The organism is Stutzerimonas stutzeri, assembly GCF_009789555.1.
In the GTDB taxonomy this organism is placed as follows: Bacteria; Pseudomonadota; Gammaproteobacteria; order Pseudomonadales; family Pseudomonadaceae; genus Stutzerimonas; species Stutzerimonas stutzeri_R.
Genome location: NZ_CP046902.1, coordinates 3,837,749 through 3,855,735, shown reverse-complemented (window position 1 = coordinate 3,855,735; position 17,987 = coordinate 3,837,749). Strand labels below are relative to the sequence as shown.

General features: G+C 65.6%; 21 protein-coding genes. 15 read left to right on the top strand and 6 right to left on the bottom strand.

Features of this window, described 5'->3' with window-relative positions:
* Positions 1-14 precede the first annotated feature (14 nt).
* From GQA94_RS17730 to GQA94_RS17680, 11 genes are all read left to right on the top strand, one after another.
* Positions 15-584 carry a hypothetical protein gene (locus tag GQA94_RS17730; protein ID WP_158189246.1) on the top strand — a complete coding sequence of 190 codons (570 nt, stop codon included), beginning with the start codon at positions 15-17 and terminating at the stop codon, positions 582-584.
* Complete coding sequence (gene cobO, locus GQA94_RS17725) at positions 581-1,213, top strand: cob(I)yrinic acid a,c-diamide adenosyltransferase (protein ID WP_158189245.1); 633 nt, start codon at positions 581-583, stop codon at positions 1,211-1,213. The genes GQA94_RS17730 and cobO overlap by 4 nt, the downstream gene beginning before the upstream one ends.
* Before the next feature lie 79 nt (positions 1,214-1,292).
* Positions 1,293-2,588, top strand: coding sequence for a cobyrinate a,c-diamide synthase (locus GQA94_RS17720; protein ID WP_158189244.1), 1,296 nt, complete (start codon positions 1,293-1,295; stop codon positions 2,586-2,588).
* Entirely contained in the window at positions 2,585-3,235 is a 651-nt protein-coding gene (bluB, locus tag GQA94_RS17715; protein ID WP_158189243.1) for a 5,6-dimethylbenzimidazole synthase, read from the top strand. Before GQA94_RS17720 ends, bluB begins: the two co-directional genes overlap by 4 nt.
* Positions 3,232-4,143: an adenosylcobinamide-phosphate synthase CbiB gene (gene cbiB, locus GQA94_RS17710; RefSeq protein ID WP_158189242.1), complete on the top strand. Its 912-nt coding sequence runs from the start codon at positions 3,232-3,234 to the stop codon at positions 4,141-4,143. Before bluB ends, cbiB begins: the two co-directional genes overlap by 4 nt.
* Positions 4,136-5,137 (top strand): threonine-phosphate decarboxylase CobD, encoded by a 1,002-nt coding sequence (cobD, locus tag GQA94_RS17705; RefSeq protein ID WP_158189241.1) that lies wholly within the window; start codon positions 4,136-4,138, stop codon positions 5,135-5,137. The genes cbiB and cobD overlap by 8 nt, the downstream gene beginning before the upstream one ends.
* Positions 5,125-6,594, top strand: a complete 1,470-nt coding sequence (locus GQA94_RS17700; protein WP_158189240.1) for a cobyric acid synthase — start codon at positions 5,125-5,127, stop codon at positions 6,592-6,594. The genes cobD and GQA94_RS17700 overlap by 13 nt, the downstream gene beginning before the upstream one ends.
* Positions 6,591-7,112 (top strand): bifunctional adenosylcobinamide kinase/adenosylcobinamide-phosphate guanylyltransferase, encoded by a 522-nt coding sequence (gene cobU / locus GQA94_RS17695; RefSeq protein WP_158189239.1) that lies wholly within the window; start codon positions 6,591-6,593, stop codon positions 7,110-7,112. Before GQA94_RS17700 ends, cobU begins: the two co-directional genes overlap by 4 nt.
* Entirely contained in the window at positions 7,109-8,161 is a 1,053-nt protein-coding gene (cobT, locus tag GQA94_RS17690; RefSeq protein WP_158189238.1) for a nicotinate-nucleotide--dimethylbenzimidazole phosphoribosyltransferase, read from the top strand. The genes cobU and cobT overlap by 4 nt, the downstream gene beginning before the upstream one ends.
* Entirely contained in the window at positions 8,158-8,751 is a 594-nt protein-coding gene (cobC, locus tag GQA94_RS17685; RefSeq protein WP_158189237.1) for an alpha-ribazole phosphatase family protein, read from the top strand. Before cobT ends, cobC begins: the two co-directional genes overlap by 4 nt.
* The gene (locus GQA94_RS17680; protein WP_158189236.1) at positions 8,736-9,467 is read left to right on the top strand and encodes an adenosylcobinamide-GDP ribazoletransferase; all 732 of its coding nucleotides are present in this window, start codon (positions 8,736-8,738) and stop codon (positions 9,465-9,467) included. Before cobC ends, GQA94_RS17680 begins: the two co-directional genes overlap by 16 nt.
* 6 nt (positions 9,468-9,473) lie before the next feature.
* Here GQA94_RS17680 and modC read toward each other — a convergent pair whose 3' ends face one another.
* From modC to GQA94_RS17660, 4 genes are read right to left on the bottom strand one after another with little or no spacing between them, the layout of a single operon-like run.
* Positions 9,474-10,565 (bottom strand): molybdenum ABC transporter ATP-binding protein, encoded by a 1,092-nt coding sequence (gene modC / locus GQA94_RS17675; protein WP_158189235.1) that lies wholly within the window; start codon positions 10,563-10,565, stop codon positions 9,474-9,476.
* Entirely contained in the window at positions 10,562-11,245 is a 684-nt protein-coding gene (gene modB, locus GQA94_RS17670) for a molybdate ABC transporter permease subunit (protein WP_158189234.1), read from the bottom strand. The genes modC and modB overlap by 4 nt, the downstream gene beginning before the upstream one ends.
* Positions 11,242-11,997, bottom strand: coding sequence for a molybdate ABC transporter substrate-binding protein (gene modA, locus GQA94_RS17665; protein WP_158189233.1), 756 nt, complete (start codon positions 11,995-11,997; stop codon positions 11,242-11,244). Before modA ends, modB begins: the two co-directional genes overlap by 4 nt.
* A 10-nt stretch (positions 11,998-12,007) precedes the next feature.
* Positions 12,008-12,820: a TOBE domain-containing protein gene (locus tag GQA94_RS17660; RefSeq protein WP_158189232.1), complete on the bottom strand. Its 813-nt coding sequence runs from the start codon at positions 12,818-12,820 to the stop codon at positions 12,008-12,010.
* A 134-nt stretch (positions 12,821-12,954) separates the two neighbouring features.
* On the opposite strand from GQA94_RS17660, the gene GQA94_RS17655 reads away from it, so the two are divergent.
* Complete coding sequence (locus tag GQA94_RS17655) at positions 12,955-13,503, top strand: glutathione peroxidase (RefSeq protein WP_158189231.1); 549 nt, start codon at positions 12,955-12,957, stop codon at positions 13,501-13,503.
* A gap of 43 nt (positions 13,504-13,546) precedes the next feature.
* Here GQA94_RS17655 and GQA94_RS17650 read toward each other — a convergent pair whose 3' ends face one another.
* Together GQA94_RS17650 and GQA94_RS17645 are read right to left on the bottom strand one after the other, a co-directional pair.
* The gene (locus GQA94_RS17650; RefSeq protein ID WP_158189230.1) at positions 13,547-14,833 is read right to left on the bottom strand and encodes an OmpP1/FadL family transporter; all 1,287 of its coding nucleotides are present in this window, start codon (positions 14,831-14,833) and stop codon (positions 13,547-13,549) included.
* A gap of 165 nt (positions 14,834-14,998) precedes the next feature.
* Positions 14,999-15,844 carry a sulfurtransferase gene (locus GQA94_RS17645; RefSeq protein ID WP_158189229.1) on the bottom strand — a complete coding sequence of 282 codons (846 nt, stop codon included), beginning with the start codon at positions 15,842-15,844 and terminating at the stop codon, positions 14,999-15,001.
* A gap of 146 nt (positions 15,845-15,990) precedes the next feature.
* Between GQA94_RS17645 and rnd the strand changes: the two genes are divergently transcribed.
* From rnd to GQA94_RS17630, 3 genes are all read left to right on the top strand, one after another.
* Entirely contained in the window at positions 15,991-17,115 is a 1,125-nt protein-coding gene (rnd, locus tag GQA94_RS17640; RefSeq protein ID WP_158189228.1) for a ribonuclease D, read from the top strand.
* Positions 17,112-17,405 carry a YcgL domain-containing protein gene (locus tag GQA94_RS17635; protein WP_158189227.1) on the top strand — a complete coding sequence of 98 codons (294 nt, stop codon included), beginning with the start codon at positions 17,112-17,114 and terminating at the stop codon, positions 17,403-17,405. Before rnd ends, GQA94_RS17635 begins: the two co-directional genes overlap by 4 nt.
* A gap of 115 nt (positions 17,406-17,520) precedes the next feature.
* Positions 17,521-17,970, top strand: coding sequence for a YcgN family cysteine cluster protein (locus tag GQA94_RS17630; protein WP_158189226.1), 450 nt, complete (start codon positions 17,521-17,523; stop codon positions 17,968-17,970).
* The last annotated feature ends 17 nt before the right edge of the window (positions 17,971-17,987 follow it).

Below are 17,987 nucleotides of genomic sequence, written 5' to 3'. Positions count from 1 at the left end.
AAGGAGAACGCAACATGATCAGACTGACCCCCCGCGCGCAATGGGCCGTTGGCCTTGCACTGGTTGCGCTGATGGCGATGACCCGTGGCCAGCACTTCGCATCGGTGAACCTGCCAAGCGCGTCCTGGGCGGTGTTTTTCCTCGCCGGGGTGCTGCTCGTGCCACGCTGGGTCTTCCCGGCGCTGTTCGTCGAGGCATCGCTGCTGGATTTCGCCGCGATCCAATTCAGTGGCGTGGGGAGCTACTGCGTGTCGCCGGCTTATTGGATGCTCGTGCTGGCTTATGGCTCGTTGTGGTTCGGTGGGCGGGTCTATGCCCGGCTGCACCGCGATCGGTTAAGCAGCCTGGTCGTTCTGGCGGGGTGTGTGATGCTCAGTGCGTTCGTCTGCTACCTGTTCTCGGGCGGTGGTTTTCTGTTCTTCTCCGGTCGCTACCCGGATCCGAGCCTCGCGCAACTGGCCGAACGCATCGCGCGCTACTACCCGCGCTACCTGGGGACGCTGGCGTTCTATGTAGCAACCGCGGCGATGCTGTTCGTCGGCCTGCGGGGCTGGGCCGCTCAACGTGCCGAGGCCCGTCCATGAGCGAACCGAACGAACGCGACAGCGAATCGAACCCACGCGACGCGCGACACAAGGCCCGCATGCAGCGCAAGAAGGCGCTGGTCGATCAGAAGATTGCCGAGGCGCAGCAGGCCTATGGGCTGCTGCTGGTGCTCAGCGGGAACGGAAAAGGCAAGAGCAGCTCGGCGTTCGGCATGGTCGCGCGTGCGCTCGGTCACGGCATGAAGGTCGGGGTCGTGCAATTCATCAAGGGCGCCGCGAGCACCGGGGAGGAGCGTTTCTTTCGACGCTTCCCCGACGAGGTTCGCTATCACGTGATGGGCGAAGGCTTCACCTGGGAAACCCAGGACCGTCAGCGTGACATCGCCACGGCGGCTGAAGCCTGGGCGGTGGCGGCCGACTTGCTGGCTGATCCGAGCATCGCCCTGGTGGTGCTCGATGAGCTGAACATTGCACTGAAATACGGGTATCTCGACCTCGAGCGCGTGCTCGCCGACATCGAGTCGCGGCCCATGCGCCAGCATGTGGTCGTCACCGGGCGCGGCGCACCGCCGAAGCTGATCGAGGCGGCTGACACCGTCACTGAAATGAACCTGGTCAAACATGCGTTCAAGGCTGGCGTCAAGGCACAAGAAGGGATCGAATTCTGATGGGACGCCGTCCATTACGCTGGCGCACGATGCGTCGGGCGCTCATCGGGCCAACCGGTCCGGTCGGTCGGTGGGCCCGATGAGCGCCGCTCGCCAGTGCCCGGCCTTGTTGGTCGCGGCGCCTGCCTCCGGGCAGGGCAAGACCACCGTCACCGCCGGGCTGGCGCGTTTGCATTCACGCGCGGGCAAGCGCGTGCGGGTGTTCAAATGCGGGCCGGATTTTCTCGACCCGATGGTGCTGGCGCGGGCCAGCGGCAGTCCGGTCTATCAGCTGGACCTGTGGATGGTCGGCGAGGCGCAAAGCCGGCGCTTGCTATGGGAAGCCGCGGGCGAGGCCGATCTCATCCTGATCGAGGGCGTCATGGGCCTGTTCGACGGTACGCCGTCGGCGGCCGATCTGGCGCGACATTTCGGCATTCCGATCCTGGCGGTGGTGGATGGGTCGGCCATGGCGCAGACCTTCGGCGCGCTGGCCCATGGACTGGCCAGCTATCAGCCGGATCTGCCATTCGCCGGCGTGCTCGCCAACCGCGTGGGCAGCAGCCGACACGGCGAGATTCTTCGCAAGTGCCTGCCGAGCCGTCTGCGCTGGTTTGGCGCGCTGCCGCGCAGCGAATCGGTCAGTTTGCCAAGCCGTCACCTCGGCCTGGTACAGGCGCAGGAGCTGGCGGACCTGGATGCCCGGCTCGATGCGGCGGCCGATGCGCTGGCCGCGAGCGCCGACAGCGAGTTGCCGGCTCCGGTGAGGTTTTCCGCGCCGGAAGCGTCCGTCCTGCCGCCACTGCTCCAGGGCGTGCGTATCGGCGTGGCGCGCGATGCGGCTTTCGCTTTCATCTACCAGGCCAATCTGGATCTACTGGAGGCGCTTGGCGCCGAGCTGCTGTTTTTTTCGCCGCTGCACTTCTCCCGAATGCCGGTGATGGACAGCCTTTACCTGCCGGGCGGCTATCCGGAACTGCATGCACGCGCGCTGGCGCGTAACCGACCGATGGTCGAGGCGATCCGCGCGCACCATCAGGCGGGCAAACCCACACTGGCTGAATGCGGCGGCATGCTCTATCTGCTCGATGGGTTGACCGACCAGGCCGGCGTTCGCGAGGCCATGCTCGGGCTGCTGCCGGGTGAAGCCAGGATGCACGAGCGCCTTACCGCGCTGGCGCTGCAGGAGGTCACCCTGCCCGAGGGGCGCTTGCGCGGCCATACCTTCCATCATTCGTCGCTGGATTCCAGCCTGCGGCCGCTGACGCGGGGCGAATGCCCGAATTACAAACGCGCCGCCGAAGCGGTCTATCGCCACGGGCGCCTCACGGCGTCTTACGTTCACTTCTATCTGCCCTCCGACCCTGCGGCGGCTGCGGTGATGTTCTTGCCATGAAGCACCTCGCTTTCCCAGAGGCGGAACGCGCCGGTGTCTACCGTGCCATCGCCGAGCGACGCGATATGCGTCATTTTCGCGGCGGTGAGGTGGCCCCCGACGTTCTGGCGCGGCTGCTCGAGGCCGCCCACCAGGCGCCCAGTGTCGGGCTGATGCAGCCCTGGCGCTTCGTGCGCATCCGTCGCACGGCGTTGCGTTCAGCCATCGCCGAGCTGGTCGAACGGGAACGTTTGCTGACCGCCCAGGCGCTGGGTGAGCGCGGTCGGGAGTTCATGCAACTGAAGGTCGAAGGGATCAGGGAGTGCGCCGAGCTGCTGGTCGTCGCCTTGATGGAAGGCCGCGAGGAGCACGTATTCGGTCGACGCACCATGCCGCGAATGGACCTGGCTTCGGCAGCGTGCGCCATTCAGAACCTCTGGCTCGCGGCGCGTGCCGAGGGGCTGGGCGTCGGCTGGGTGTCCTTGTTCGACCCGCAGGCGCTGGCCGATCTGTTACGAATGCCGTCCGGGGCCGAGCCCGTGGCGATCATCTGCCTGGGGCCGGTGGATGCCTTCTATCCGGCGCCGATGCTGTCGATGCAAGGCTGGACGCAGCCGCGTCCACTGACCGAGCTGGTGTTCGTTGACGGCTGGGAACCCACACCGTGAGCCTGGCGCTGAGTTGCCTCGCCGGGGTTGGGCTGGATGCGCTGCTGGGCGAGCCTCGTCGCGCACACCCGCTGGTGCTGTTCGGGCGCCTGGCCGACCGCCTGGAGCGGCATTTCAATGGTCCGGTCGGGCGCGGCTGGCGCAGTCATGGCGTCACGGCCTGGTGCCTGGCGGTCCTGCCGCTGACGGCCGGCGCCTGGGTGTTGAGTCTGCTGCCGGGCATCGGTGGCTGGTTCGAGGTGGTGATGTTGTACCTCGCGCTGGGCCTTCGGAGTCTCGGCGAACATGTCCTGCCGGTGGCGAACGCGCTACGCGGCGGCGATCTGAGCGAGGCGCGGCGTCGGGTTGGTTTCATTGTCAGCCGTGACACCCACGCACTGGACGAGCCGGGCGTGGCCCGGGCCGCGACCGAGTCGGTGCTGGAAAACGGCAGCGATGCGGTGTTCGCCGCGCTGTTCTGGTTCGCCGTGGCCGGTGCGCCAGGGGTCGTGTTGTACCGCCTGAGCAATACCCTAGATGCCATGTGGGGGTATCGCAACCCACGCTTCGAGCGCTTCGGCTGGGCCGCCGCGCGGATCGACGATGCGCTGAATTTCATTCCGGCCCGGCTGGTTGCCCTGACGTATGCGCTGCTCGGCCGCACCGGCCCGGCCCTTCGCTGCTGGCGGCTCCAGGCCCCGCTTTGGGACAGTCCCAATGCCGGGCCGGTCATGGCTGCCGGGGCCGGTGCGCTGGGCGTGACCCTGGGCGGCGCCGCGGTCTATCGCGACGTGCTGCACCGGCGACCCACACTCGGCGAAGGGCACGCGCCCGAGGCGCGCGATATCGAGCGCGCGCTGGATCTGGTCTGGGCCGGGGTAGGGGGCTGGCTGCTGCTGATGGTATTGGGAGGTTGGCTGGATGCTTGAGCATGGAGGCCGTTTGCGTGCGGCGGCAGGTGAATTCGGCATTGCGCTGTCCGATTGGCTCGATCTGTCGACCGGGATCGCGCCCTACGGTTTCGACCTGCCCGCGATTCCGGCGGAGACCTGGATGCGGTTGCCCGAAACCGACGACGCCCTGGCGTCTGCCGCGCGTGATTATTACCGGGCCGAATCCTTGCTTCCCGTCGCTGGATCACAGGCGGCGATCCAGGTCCTGCCGCGGCTGCGCCGCCCCTCGCAGGTCGGCATCGTCTCGCCCTGCTACGGCGAGCATGCCCAAGCCTGGCGCCGCGAAGGGCACCGCCTGGTGGAGTTCAGCGAGGGGGGCATACCGCGCGCCCTCGATCATCTGGACGTGCTGGTGGTGGTCAACCCGAACAACCCGACGGGCCGTCTGATGGCTCCGGGACGGTTGCTCGACTGGCATGCTCAGCTGTCGTCTCGCGGCGGCTGGCTGATCGTCGACGAAGCGTTCATCGACCCGAGCCCCGCGCAAAGCCTGGCCATGCACAGCCCTCTCCCAGGGCTGATCGTGCTGCGCTCGTTCGGCAAGTTCTTCGCGATGGCCGGCGCGCGGCTCGGCTTCGTACTGGCCGAACCCTCACTGCTCGGCCAGCTCGATGAGGCGTTGGGCCCCTGGCCGATAGCCGGGCCTTCCCGACTCGTCGGCACCGCGCTGCTGTCCGATCGGTGCGCGCAACGCGTCCAGCGCAAGCGCCTGTTGGCCGATAGCGAGCGTCTGGCGCGCCTGCTGAGCGCATACGCGTTGCGTCCGACCGGCGGCTGTGGGCTGTTTCAGTGGGTGGCGACCGGCGAATCGAACCGTCTTTACGCCTTCCTCGCGGGGCAGGGCATCCTGGTGCGCCGTTACCGACACCCATCCAGCCTGCGCTTCGGCCTGCCGCCAGACGAGCAGGGCTGGGCTCGCCTTGCAACCGCGCTGGCCACCTTCAGGGAGCGGCAAACATGGGCACTTTGATGATCCAGGGCACCACCTCCGACGCAGGCAAAAGCACGCTGGTGACGGCGCTGTGTCGATGGCTCAGGCGCCAGGGCGTGGCAGTGGCACCGTTCAAGCCCCAGAACATGGCACTCAACAGCGCGGTGACGGCTGAGGGCGGCGAAATCGGTCGTGCCCAGGCCGTGCAGGCCCAGGCTGCGGGTCTGCAACCGCACACCGACATGAATCCGGTCCTGCTCAAACCCAATAGTGACATTGGCGCCCAGGTGATCATCCACGGGCGGGTCGTCGCCAACATGGACGCCGCCGTCTATCACGGCTACAAGCGCGTGGCGATGACCGCCGTGCTCGATGCTCATCAACGCTTGCGTGCGGCTTACAAGGTGGTGATGGTCGAAGGCGCCGGCTCGCCTGCGGAGATCAACCTGCGCGCGAACGATATCGCCAACATGGGGTTTGCCGAGGCGGTCGATTGCCCGGTCATTCTCATTGCCGATATCGACAAGGGCGGCGTCTTCGCCCATCTGGTCGGCACCCTGGACGTGCTTGGTCCGAGCGAACAGGCACGGGTCAAAGGGTTCGTGATCAACCGGTTCCGCGGCGATATCGCGCTGCTGCAACCCGGCCTGGACTGGCTCGAACGGCGCACGGGCAAGCCGGTGCTCGGTGTGCTGCCGTATCTGCTGGATCTGCACCTCGAAGCCGAGGATGCGATCGATCCGCGACAGCCGCTCAAGGGCGAGCACGCGTTGAAAGTGGTGGTGCCGGTATTGCCGCGCATCAGCAACCACACGGATTTCGATCCGCTGCGCTTGCACCCTCAGGTCGATCTGCGTTTCATCGGCCCCGGCCAGGCCGTTCCCGCTGCCGACCTGATCGTCCTGCCAGGCTCGAAAAACGTGCGCGCCGATCTCGCCTGGCTGCGTGAGAACGGGTGGGAGCGGGCGATCCAGCGACATCTGCGCTACGGCGGCAAGGTGCTCGGAATCTGTGGTGGATTCCAGATGCTTGGCGAGCGCATCGCCGATCCGCTCGGGTTGGAAGGTGCCGCTGGGCATAGCGATGGCTTGGGGCTGCTCGACTTCACCACCGAGCTGGCCGCCGACAAGCAGTTGCGTAATGTGCGCGGTTGGCTGGCAGGCGGGGACGCCGAACTCAGCGGCTACGAGATTCACTCCGGCGTCAGCCGCGGCCCGGCTCTGGAACGCCCGGCGGTGCGGCTGGCCGACGGTCGATACGATGGCGCGATCAGCGAGGACGGGCAGGTACTGGGTACCTATGTGCACGGCTTGTTCGAATCCACCGACGCCTGCCGGGCGTTGCTTCGCTGGGCCGGATTGGAAAAAGTGCAACGGCCCGACTACCAGGCCTTGCGCGAGCGAGACATCGAGCGTCTCGCCGATCTGGTCGAAACGCACCTGGACACGGCGCGGCTGCTCGCGCTGTGCGGGCTGCCAGTGGAGACAGGCGCATGATCGAACTCATTCTCGGCGGGGCGCGCTCCGGCAAGAGCCGGCTGGCCGAACGCCTGGCCCGTGACAGCGGCCTGGCCGTCACCTATGTGGCCACGAGTCAGGCCCTGGATGGCGAGATGGGCGAGCGCATCGCCCAGCATCGCGCCCGCCGTCCCACCGACTGGTCGCTGGTGGAGGAGCCACTGGCGCTGGCCGGTGTGCTGCGCCAGCAGGCCGACGCCGGTCGTTGCCTGCTGGTCGACTGCCTGACGCTGTGGTTGACCAATCTGTTGATGCTCGATGATCCGCTGCGGCTGGCCGATGAGCGTGATGCACTGCTCGCCTGCCTGGCCGAACTGCCGGGGCGCGTGCTGCTGGTCAGCAACGAAACGGGCCTGGGGGTCGTGCCTCTGGGCGAGCTGAGTCGACGCTATGTGGATGAAGCTGGCTGGCTTCATCAGGCGCTGGGCGAGCGATGTGAGCGGGTGGTGTTCACCGTGGCGGGACTGCCCCTGATCCTGAAAGGAGAGCCCATATGAGCGTACGTTGGTGGCAGGACGAATGCCGCGTGCCAGATGAAACGGCTCGAGCGTCGGCGATGCAGCGCAATGCGCGGTTGACCAAGCCGGCTGGCGCGTTGGGGCGCCTCGAGTGGGTGGTCCAGACGCTGGCGGGACTGCAAGGCCGCGAGCGGCCATCGCTGGAGCGAATCTGGATCGCGGTCTTTGCCGGCGACCATGGGGTGGCGCACGAGGGCGTCTCGGCGTATCCGCAATCGGTCACCGCGCAGATGCTTGCGAACTTCGTCGAGGGTGGCGCGGCGATCAGTGTGCTCGCCGGCCAGCTCGGGGCCAGACTCGAGGTGATCGACCTGGGCACCGTCGCTGCGCTGCAACCGCTGCCGGGTGTGCGCCATGTGGCGCTGGGGGCCGGCACGCGCAATTTCACGCAGGGCGCCGCGATGAGCGCCGACGTCTGCGAACAAGCGCTCGGCGCCGGGCATGACAGCGTCATGCGGGCGTGCGACGCGGGCACTGATCTGTTCATCGGCGGTGAGATGGGCATCGGCAATACCACCACCGCGGCGGCGTTGGCGTGTGCCTTGCTGGGGGCCACGCCGGACAGGCTGGTGGGCCCCGGGACCGGCCTGGACGTCGGCGGCGTCGCGCACAAGCGTGCTGTCATCGAGCGTGCGCTGGTACGCCATGCCGGCGCACACGACACGCTCGGCTGGATGCAGCGGCTCGGTGGCTTCGAGATCGCCGCGCTCACTGGCGCCTATATCGCCTGTGCGCAGCAAGGCCTGGTGGCGCTGGTGGACGGCTTCATTTGCAGCGTGGCGGCGCTTTGCGCAGTGCGGCTGAATCCGGCCTGTCGGGACTGGTTGCTGTTCGCCCATCGCTCCGCCGAGCCGGGGCATGGCGCCGTGTTAGCGGCGCTGGATGCGCGCCCGTTGCTGGACCTGGACCTGCGCCTGGGCGAAGGCAGCGGCGCGGCGCTGGCCGTTCCGCTGCTTCGGTTGGCCTGCGCGTTGCACGACGCCATGGCCACGTTCGACGAAGCGGCGGTCGCGGTGAAAAACCGATGAGCGTGCATCTGGACCTGCTACGCCACGGTGAGACGCTATCGAACGGTGGCTTTCGGGGTCGGCTGGACGATGCGCTCAGCGCCACCGGATGGCAGCAACTGCGCGCCGCCGTCTCGCAGGACGCGCCGTGGCAGCGGATCGTCAGCTCGCCCTTGCGTCGTTGCTGGGGCTTCGCCGCTGAGCTTGCCCACCAGCGCCAGCTTCCGCTCGAACCGGAGCCTGACCTGCGCGAGCTGGACTTCGGCGAGTGGGAGGGCCGGACCGCTGCTGAGCTGATGGCCGATCAGAGCGACGCGCTAAGTCGCTTCTGGCGCGATCCGTATGGTTTCACGCCGCCGGGTGGAGAGCCGCTGGTTGCATTCGAAACACGCATCCTGGCGGCCATCGAGCGCCTGGCAGACCGATGCACCGGCGAGCGCGTGTTGTTGATCACGCACGCCGGAGTGATCCGCGTGCTGCTGGCTCGGGCACGCGGCATGCCGCGTGAGCGCCTGCTGGAATTCGACGTCGCTCACGCCGCGCTGTTCGGTCTGGGCGCCGGCTTCAACGATGCCACGCTCTGGTTGGAAGAACGATGCAGCCCCTGCTGATCGCATTGCAGTTTCTTACCTGCCTGCCCGTGCGCCTGGACGGCAAGCCCGAACCTCGGGCGATCGGCGTGTCGCTGCTGTATTACCCGGTGGTGGGATTGCTGATGGGCGGCATGCTCGTGGTGCTTGGCATGGCCCTGCACGATACGGCGCCAGCGCTGCGAGCTGCACTGGTACTGGCCGCATGGATTGCGATTACCGGCGCGCTGCATCTCGACGGCCTGGCCGACAGTGCGGACGCCTGGCTGGGCGGATTCGGGGATCGCGAGCGCACCTTGGCGATCATGAAAGACCCGCGCAGTGGGCCGGTCGCGGTGGTAATGCTGGTGGTGGTGCTGCTGCTCAAGTTCGCCGCCCTCTGGACGCTGCTTGCCGAGGGAAGCTACCTGCCGCTGGTGCTTGCGCCCTTGTTGGGGCGTGCCGCGTTGCTGGGGTTGTTTCTCGGAACGCCCTATGTGCGCCCGGGCGGACTGGGCCAGGCCCTGGCCGACCATCTGGCGCGTACACCGGTCAGCGCCGTGCTGATCGCGGTGGTCGCCTTGTGCCTGTTGCTCGGCGGCCGTGGATGGCTGGCGCTGGTCGTGACCTGCGGCATCGGCTGGGTGGCCCGGCAGGCGATGCGTCGCCGCATCGGCGGTTGCACCGGAGACACTGCGGGTGCGCTGCTTGAGCTGGTCGAATGCGGCGTACTGGTTGCGCTTGCGTTGCGGGTCTGAGGTCCGTCAGGCCAGCAGGGCGACCGTCTTGATCTGCGCCCAGAGCGTCTTGCCCTCGACGACCCCGAGCTGGTCGGCAGAGCGCCGGGTAATGCGCGCCAACAGCGGTGTGCCCTGTGCATCGAGCCGCACCAGTACATGCGCCGGCGTATCGGCGGCGGCAACCTGTGCAACACGTGCCGGCAGCAGGTTGCTGATGCTGGTGCCCTCCGCGCGCGCCAGGGCCAGGCTGACGTCCCTGGCGTGAACCCGGAAACGCAGCCGTTCGCCGATGGCTTCGTCTCGCTTGGCCACCAGCACGTCGCCGCCAGGAAAGACCAGGCGGGTGAGGTGATAGAGCGGATCGTGTTCCGCGACACGCGACTCGATCACTACGCCCGCGTCTTCGCTGAACGCGGTGGGCAGGTCCAGGCGGGCGAGGGTTTCGCGCAACCCGCCTTGCGCGATCACCCGGCCCTCTTCGAGCAGCACCACATGGTCGGCGAGGCGCGCCACTTCGTCCGGCGAATGGCTGACGTACAGGACCGGAATTTCCAGCTCGTCGTGAAGCCGCGCGAGGTAGGGTTGGATCTCCTGCTTGCGCTTGAGATCCAGGGCCGCCAATGGCTCGTCCATCAATAACAGGCGCGGGCTGGTCAGTAGCGCGCGAGCCATGGCAACCCGCTGCCGCTCGCCTCCGGACAAGCGATCCGGCATCCGCTCCAGCAAGTGAGCGATGCCGAGCAGTTCTACCGCCTGGTCCCAGGCGACTCGCCGCTGGCAGGTCGATACCCGCTTCATGCCGAATTCGAGATTGCGTCTGACGCAGAGGTGAGCGAACAGGTTGGCGTCCTGGAACACATAGCCCAGGGCACGCTGGTGGGCCGGCACGAATGACCGCTGGGCAGAGTCCTGCCAGCACTCGCCATTGACATCCAGTCGGCCGGCGGCACCGCGCTCCAGGCCGGCGACGCAGCGCAGGAAGCTGGTCTTGCCCGAGCCCGAATGGCCGAACAGAGCGGTGACGCCGCGCCCTGGCAGCTGAAGATCGACATCCAGGGTGAAGCCGGGGTGCACCAGGCGCAGGTTTGCGCGGATGCCTGATGGGCTGGCGCTCATCCGCGCCACCCTTGCCGAAGGCGGCTGCTGTAGAGCATGAGCAATACCAGAAAGGAGAACACCAGCATTCCACCGGCCAGCCAGTGCGCCTGAGCGTACTCCATCGCTTCTACATGATCGTAGATCTGCACCGACACCACTCGGGTTCGCTCTGGAATGTTGCCGCCGATCATCAGCACCACGCCAAACTCCCCAACGGTGTGGGCGAAGCCGAGAATGCTGGCGGTGATGAATCCGGGCCTGGCGAGCGGCAATACGACGCTGAAAAAACAGTCCAACGGGCCGGCCCGCAAGGTGGCAGCAGCTTCCAGGGGGCGTTCGCCAATGGCTTCGAAGGCGTTCTGCAGCGGTTGCACCACAAACGGCATGGAATAGAACAGCGAGCCCACCACCAGACCTGCAAAGGTGAAAGGCAGGAGCCCGAGCCCAAGGGCCTGTGTCAGCTGGCCGACAGGGCCGTTGGGTCCCATCGCCACCAGCAGGTAGAAGCCCAGCACGCTCGGCGGGAGTACCAGCGGTAGCGCGACCACGGCACCGATGGGGCCCTTCAGCCGCGAGCGGGTCCGCGCCAGCCACCAGGCGATTGGCGTGCCGATCATCAGCAACAGTACGGTGGTGATGCTGGCGAGTTTGAACGTCAGCCAGATGGCCGAAAGGCTGGCGTCATCCAGCGCGATCATTCCGGACGATACCCATAGGCGTTGATGACGTCCGTCGCGGCGGCGCTTCGCAGGTAGTCGAGCAGCGCCCGTGCTGCCGGGTTGTCGCGGCCATGGGCCAGCAGCAGGGCGTCCTGGCGGATCGGCGGATGATAGTGGGCCGGAACGATCCAGGCCGACCCCTGGCGTATCCTGCCATCGTCCAGCACCTGCGACAGGGCGACGAAACCAAGCTCGGCGTTGCCGCTGGCGACGAACTGATGCGTCTGCGCGATGTTTTCGCCCTGCACCAGCTTCCCTCGAATCGAATCGACCTGTTCGAGCTTCGCCAGCGTTGCCATGGCGGCAGCGCCGTAAGGGGCCGTCTTGGGGTTGGCGATGGCCAGATGACGAAACGATCGTTGCGCCAGAACCGCACCCTGGTCGTCGACGTAGCCTTCCCTGGCAGACCAGAGCACCAACGTGCCGATGGCGTAGGTGAAGCGCGTCCCGGCCACGCCCAGACCGGTCGCTTCCAACTGCGCCGGAACCTTGTCGTCGGCTGCCAGCAGTACGTCGAAGGGCGCCCCGTTGTGAATCTGTGCATAGAGCTTTCCGGTCGAGCCGAACGCCAGCAGTAGCTGGTGTCCCGTGTCACGCTCGAATCGCTCGGCAATGGCCCGCATCGGTGCGGTGAAGTTCGAGGCGACCGCAAGCTGGACCTCAGCGGCCTGACCGACCAGGGGCATGCATGCGAGGAGCGTTGTCACGATCGATATACGCGCGATACCCATGGTCCTTTCCTCAATCGACCGCGATGATGACGTGCGATGCCTTGATCAGCGCCGTACAGGGCTGACCCACGGCCAGTTCGAGCGCCTCGGCACTTTCGTTGGTGATGACCGCGCCCAGCGTGCGATTGCCTGGCAACAACAGCCTTACCTCGCAGTTCACCGCGCCGGGCGTCAGGCCGCTGATGGTGCCGCTCAAGCGGTTGCGCGCGCTGATCTTCACGGTGGGATCAGGTGACAGCAGCACGAAGCTGGCCTTGATCAAGGCCATGGCGGTCTTGCCCTGGGCCAATTGGAGTTCGTCGATACTGTCGTTGGTCAGGGTCGCGGTGATCGTCTGGCCCTCGCCGATATCGAGGGTCAGGCTGCCGTTCACCGCGCCTTTTGCGAGATGGGTGATACGTCCGCGAAACTGATTGCGTGCACTGGTCTTCATGGCGATCGCTCGGAGCAGTTTGTCGATGTCGTCGAAACCTTCTATGCCCTGCGCCACCTGCGCGAGGAAGCGCTCGTATTCATGCTGCATGCGTTGCCAGACGTTGAGCATTTCTCGCCCGAAGTCGGTCAGCCGGGTGCCGCCACCTTTGGCGCCGCCTGCGGCTCGAGTCACCAAGGGGCGTTCCGACAGGTTGTTCATGGCATCCACCGCATCCCAGGCCGCCTTGTAGCTCAGGCCGATGGTTTTGGCTGCGCGGCTGATGGAGCCGGTCGCCTCGATCTGTTGCAGCAACTCGATCCGCTTGCCGCCGAGATAGCCTTTTTCGCCTCGGTTGAACCAGAGTTGCCCGTCGATACGCAGCGGGCTGAGGGTGGACGCATCGCTCATGTTCGGCTCCTGTTCGCTGCGGGCCATTCTGCCAATCGCTATATAGTTTTGTATATAGCGTAATGGGGCATTCGGAAGCGTTGTCGCCCTGACGTCGCAGGAGTAGCGTGGGGGCCCCGCTCGGAGGATTTACCATGAGAATCTATCTGCTGGCCGCCTCGCTTGCCTGGTCCCTGTTACCTGGGTCCGCAGCGGCGGAGCAATGCCCGACACTGTTGCAGCATGAGCTGCCCAAGCTGCGCTCGAAGGACACCATCGATCTCTGCGACCGGTTTCAGGGCAAGGCGCTGGTGGTGGTCAATACCGCCAGCTTCTGTGGGTTCGCGCCACAGTTCAAAGGGCTCGAAGCGCTTTACCAGCGATACAAGGATCAGGGCCTGGTGGTCCTGGGCGTGCCGTCCGATGATTTCTTCCAGGAATCCGACGACGCGGCCGAGACCGCCGAGGTCTGCTACGTCAACTATGGCGTTACCTTTCCAATGGCGCAGACGCAACCCGTGCGGGGCGGCGACGCGATTCCGCTGTTCAGGCAATTGGCCGAGCAGGCGGGCGGGGCGCCACGCTGGAACTTCTACAAGTATGTGGTGGATCGGAAGGGACGGGTGGTGGATTACTTTTCCAGCAAGGTCGAGCCGGATGATCCGAAGCTGATCGCTGCGGTGGAGAAGGCGCTAGGCCAGTAGCCAGGAGGGGAGCGCCCCGGCCGCTAGGCCGGGACGCGGTGCATCAGAAGCGATAGCTCAGGGCAGCGCCGAAACCGTGGGCGCTGTTTTCGTAGGTGGCGTTGTAGGTTCCGCGGGTCGGATTGGAGCGTTTGACCGTGACGTCTTCTTCCCACAGGTAGGAGTAGGCCAGGTCAACGGTCACGTCTTCGGTCGGATTCCATGCCAGACCCAGGCTCACGGCCGTGCGGTCGCCGGTCGGGATACGCGGCGAGCGATGCGTGTTGTTGGTCGGGCTCTGGTCAAAGGCGAGACCGGTCCGCAACGTCCATTCCTTGTTCACCTTGTAGGCGGCGCCCAGCGCGTAGGACCAGGTGTCGTGCCACTCCTGCTCTTCAACGATCGGTGCAAGGCTTGGTTGCAGCGGGCCCGGAATGCCGCGGTTCTCGATCACGATAGCCTCGAAGCGGCTCCAGCGAGTCCACATGGCGCCGGCATACAGCGTCCACTGATCGTCTAGATCGTGAGTCACCGACATGTCCACCGATTCCGGCGTGTCGAGGTTCAACGATGCGTCGTATTTGCCGGAGACCTGCAGCCCGACATTGGCGAACTGGTCGAAGCCAGGACCCGAAAGCCTGGTGTCGCCTTCGAGCTTGTACTTCACCTTGGAGTGGTAGGTGATGCCCGCTCGGGTCTGCGGGGAAAACTCGTAAAGCAAGCCGGCGTTGAAGCCGAGCGCAGTGTCGTCGCCCTTGACCTTCACGCGGCCGTCGTTGGTGCCCGGCGTGAATCGGCTCAGCGAAGCGCTTTCCAGCTGGCCGTCGATGCGGTTGATCGTGGGGCCGAAGCCGATCGACAGCTGTTCGTTGAAGCGATAGCTGACGGTTGGCTGCACGGTGATGACGCGAACTTCGCTGTAGTCACCGAAATAACGCCCCTGGTAGCCGCCTTCGTAGTCGGTGATCATGCCGAACGGAACATACAGGCCTACGCCGACGGCCCACTTGTCATCGATCGGCTTGACGTAATAACCCATGGGCACTGCGGTGAACGGCACCATATCGCCGTCATTGCTACCGCTGGCAGGAAAGCTGTCGGCATTCTTGATATCGGTCTTGGCATGAATCGCTGCCATACCGAAGCTGACTTCTTCGCGCTTGAGGCGTGACATGCCGGCTGGGTTGCCGAACAGGGTGGTGGCGTCGTCAGCGGAAGACGAGCGACCCGCGAAAGACGTGCCCATGCCGCTGATGCTCTGCTCGTTGAGCGCGAAACCGGCAGCCATGGCCTGGCTGGTCAGAGCGCCTGCGGTTACCGCGACTGCTGTCTTCAACCATGTGTTTTTCATTGTTCTACTCCCGGAAAAAAGCGGATCGGACCCTACCAACAATGGTTGTGTAGCTGCAATGAAAAGAGTGCAGTTTTTCGTAAAGAGCGACGATTGGCCGCGAACGCGGCTTATCGTCGGAAAACCGCTCGGGCATTTTGTGACCAGTCGGCCAGTTCCGGCCTGTCATGCGATCGGACGTTGGGGGTCGGTGATCCATTCGCTCCACGATCCCGCGTACAGCCTGGCCAGGGGATACCCCGCCAGGCATAGCGCGAACAGGTTGTGGCAAGCCGTCACGCCGGAGCCGCAGTAGGCGACAAGGCGGTGCGCCGACGCTGCGTCTACGTAGGGTTCGAAGCGCTGCCGCAACGCCTGGGGATCGAGGAAGCGCCCGTCTTCGCCGAGGTTCCCGCTGAACGGCACGCAGTGCGCGCCTGGAATGTGACCCGCCACGGGATCGATGGGCTCCTGTTCGCCCAGGAAGCGGGGCAGGGCGCGCGCGTCGAGCAGGGTCAGATCAGGTCCCGGGAGTCGTTCTGCCAACTGCTCGGATTCGATCACCAGGCTGTCGTCGGGAGCTCCGGAGAAACTGCCAGGCGCTATGCAGCTTGGTTCGCTGGTCACGGCGCCGCCCGCGTCACGCCAGGCCTGGAACCCGCCGTCCAGCAGATAGACGCCGCTGCGCTTGCCCAGCCAGGTGAGCAGCCACCAGGCTCGGGCGGCAAACGCGCCAGGGCCGTCGTCGTAAATCATCACTTCGCTGTCGTCGTTGAGGCCGGCGGCGCGGAGCCGTGCCACCAGTGTTTCCGGCTTCGGCAGAGGGTGTCGACCGGTCCTGCCCGGTATGACCCGGTCGGACAGGTCGTCCTCCAGGTCCAGAAAATACGCGCCGGGAATATGAGCCTGCTCATGGCTGCGCCGCCCGTGTTGCGGATCTTCCAGAGCGAACCGGCAGTCGAGAATCCGAAGATTCGGTTGTTGCAGCCGGTCGGCGAGTTGCGCGGCGTCGATCAATCGGGCAAGCGGCATGGCGGGGCTCCGTTCAATGGGTCGGTAAAACGGTATCACGCGCACGGCATTCCCGATCAATGCGCTGCGAACACCGGGACGCGATATATACTGCGCGCCTCTTCGCCCGCGCGCCGGTCGTAATGCCGAACAACAAGGAGGGCCTAGTGGCCATCGAAACTCAATGGGTGCTGGATGATGCGCATCTGGCCCGCCTTTGTGCCGAGTGGCGCCAGCTGCCTTATGTAGCGGTGGATACCGAGTTCATGCGGGTCGACACTTTTTACCCGATCGCCGCCCTGTTGCAGGTCGGTGACGGACGATGTGCCTATCTGATCGACCCGCTGCTGATCACTGACTGGACCGCTTTCGCCGGGTTGCTGGACGATGAGCGCGTGGTCAAGGTTCTGCACGCCTGCAGCGAGGATCTGGAGGTGCTCTGGCGTCTGACCGGCAGCCTCCCGGCACCCTTGTTCGATACGCAACTTGCGGCGGGTTACCTGAATATCGGGTTCTCCATGGGTTATTCGCGCCTGGTCCAGAATGTATTGAACCTCGAGCTGCCCAAGGGTGAAACACGCTCCGACTGGCTGCAGCGCCCGTTGAGCGAGATGCAGGTGCGCTATGCGGCCGAAGATGCGCAGCATCTGGCCGAGCTCTACGAGGCCCTGCTGCCGAAGCTGTCGGACGAGAAGCGCGCCTGGGTGCTGGAGGACGGCGCCGAGCTGGTCTTGAATCTACAGCGCGAGACTGACCCTGATCAGGCATATCGCGAGGTCAAGCAAGCCTGGCGCCTCAAGCCCCGGCAACTGGCCGTGTTGAAAGTCCTGGCTGCATGGCGCGAACGTCAGGCGCGGGCGCGCAACCAGCCGCGCAACCGGATCCTGCGTGAGCACAGCCTCTGGCCCCTGGCGCGCACTCAGCCAACCGACCTGGTCGGTCTGGCGCGTATCGACGACATGCATCCGCGCACCGTGCGCCAGGACGGCGAAACCTTGCTCGAGCTTATCCGCACCGCTGCCGCAACGCCGGAACAGGACTGGCCAGAACCGTTGCCCGAGCCGTTGCCGCTGGAGGCGTCGGGGCTCTTGAAAAAATTGCGCGGCGTCGGTCAGCGCGAAGCCCAGGCGCTGGATATCGCGCCCGAACTGATGCTGCGCAAGAAGGTGCTCGAAGCCTTGTTGAAAACCGGATACCCGGATGGCCCCTATCAATTGCCCGACTCGCTGCGCGGTTGGCGTCGCGAGCGAATGGGGCAAGCCCTCCTCGACGTGCTGGAAGCTCAACCATGAAACGCATTTGCTCTATCTATAAAAGCCCGCGCAAGAACGAGATGTATCTGTACGTCGATCGCAGCGAGGCGCTGGCACGCGTGCCCGAGGCGCTGCTTGCGGCCTTCGGTACGCCCCAGCATGCCTTTGACATGGTGCTGACGCCGGCGCGCAAGCTTGCTCGCGAGGATATCGCGACGGTGCTCGATAACCTGGAAAAACAGGGTTACCACCTCCAGATGCCGCCTCCGGAAGAAGAGTACATCGAACACCTGCCCGAAGAGCTGCTGCGGCGTAACGATCCCGTTTAGCGACGCGTCGAGCGGACGGTCGCCGAGTGCCCGCCGTCCGCTTCGCCGCTCGCCAGGCTTGGCCCGCTGCAGCGCAATGGCTAGACTCTCATCTTTATCCGAGATGGCTATTTTCATGGCGGCAAAAGTCGAACCCTTCTGGAAGCGCAAGACCCTCGCCGAGCTGGACCCGGTCGAATGGGAATCCCTTTGCGACGGCTGCGGATTGTGCTGCCTGCAAAAGCTCGAGGATGAGGAGGATGGCAGCGTCTATTACACCCGGATCGCCTGCAAGCTGCTCGACCTGAAGACTTGTCGCTGCACCGACTACCCCAACCGGCGCGCGAGCGTGCCCGACTGCGTCCAGCTGACGGTCGTCGATGCCGCGCAGTTCAAGTGGCTGCCGCCCACCTGTGGCTACCGGCTCGTTGCCGAAGGCAAGGACCTCCCGCTTTGGCACCATCTGGTGTGTGGAGACCCCGAGGCGGTGCATGCCGAGCGCATTTCGCAGTCCGGTCGGATGGTCGCCGAGGGCTCCGTTGCGGACGAGGATTGGGAGGATCACCTGATATTTCGGGCCGGTTGAATCTCCCCCTGGCTTCG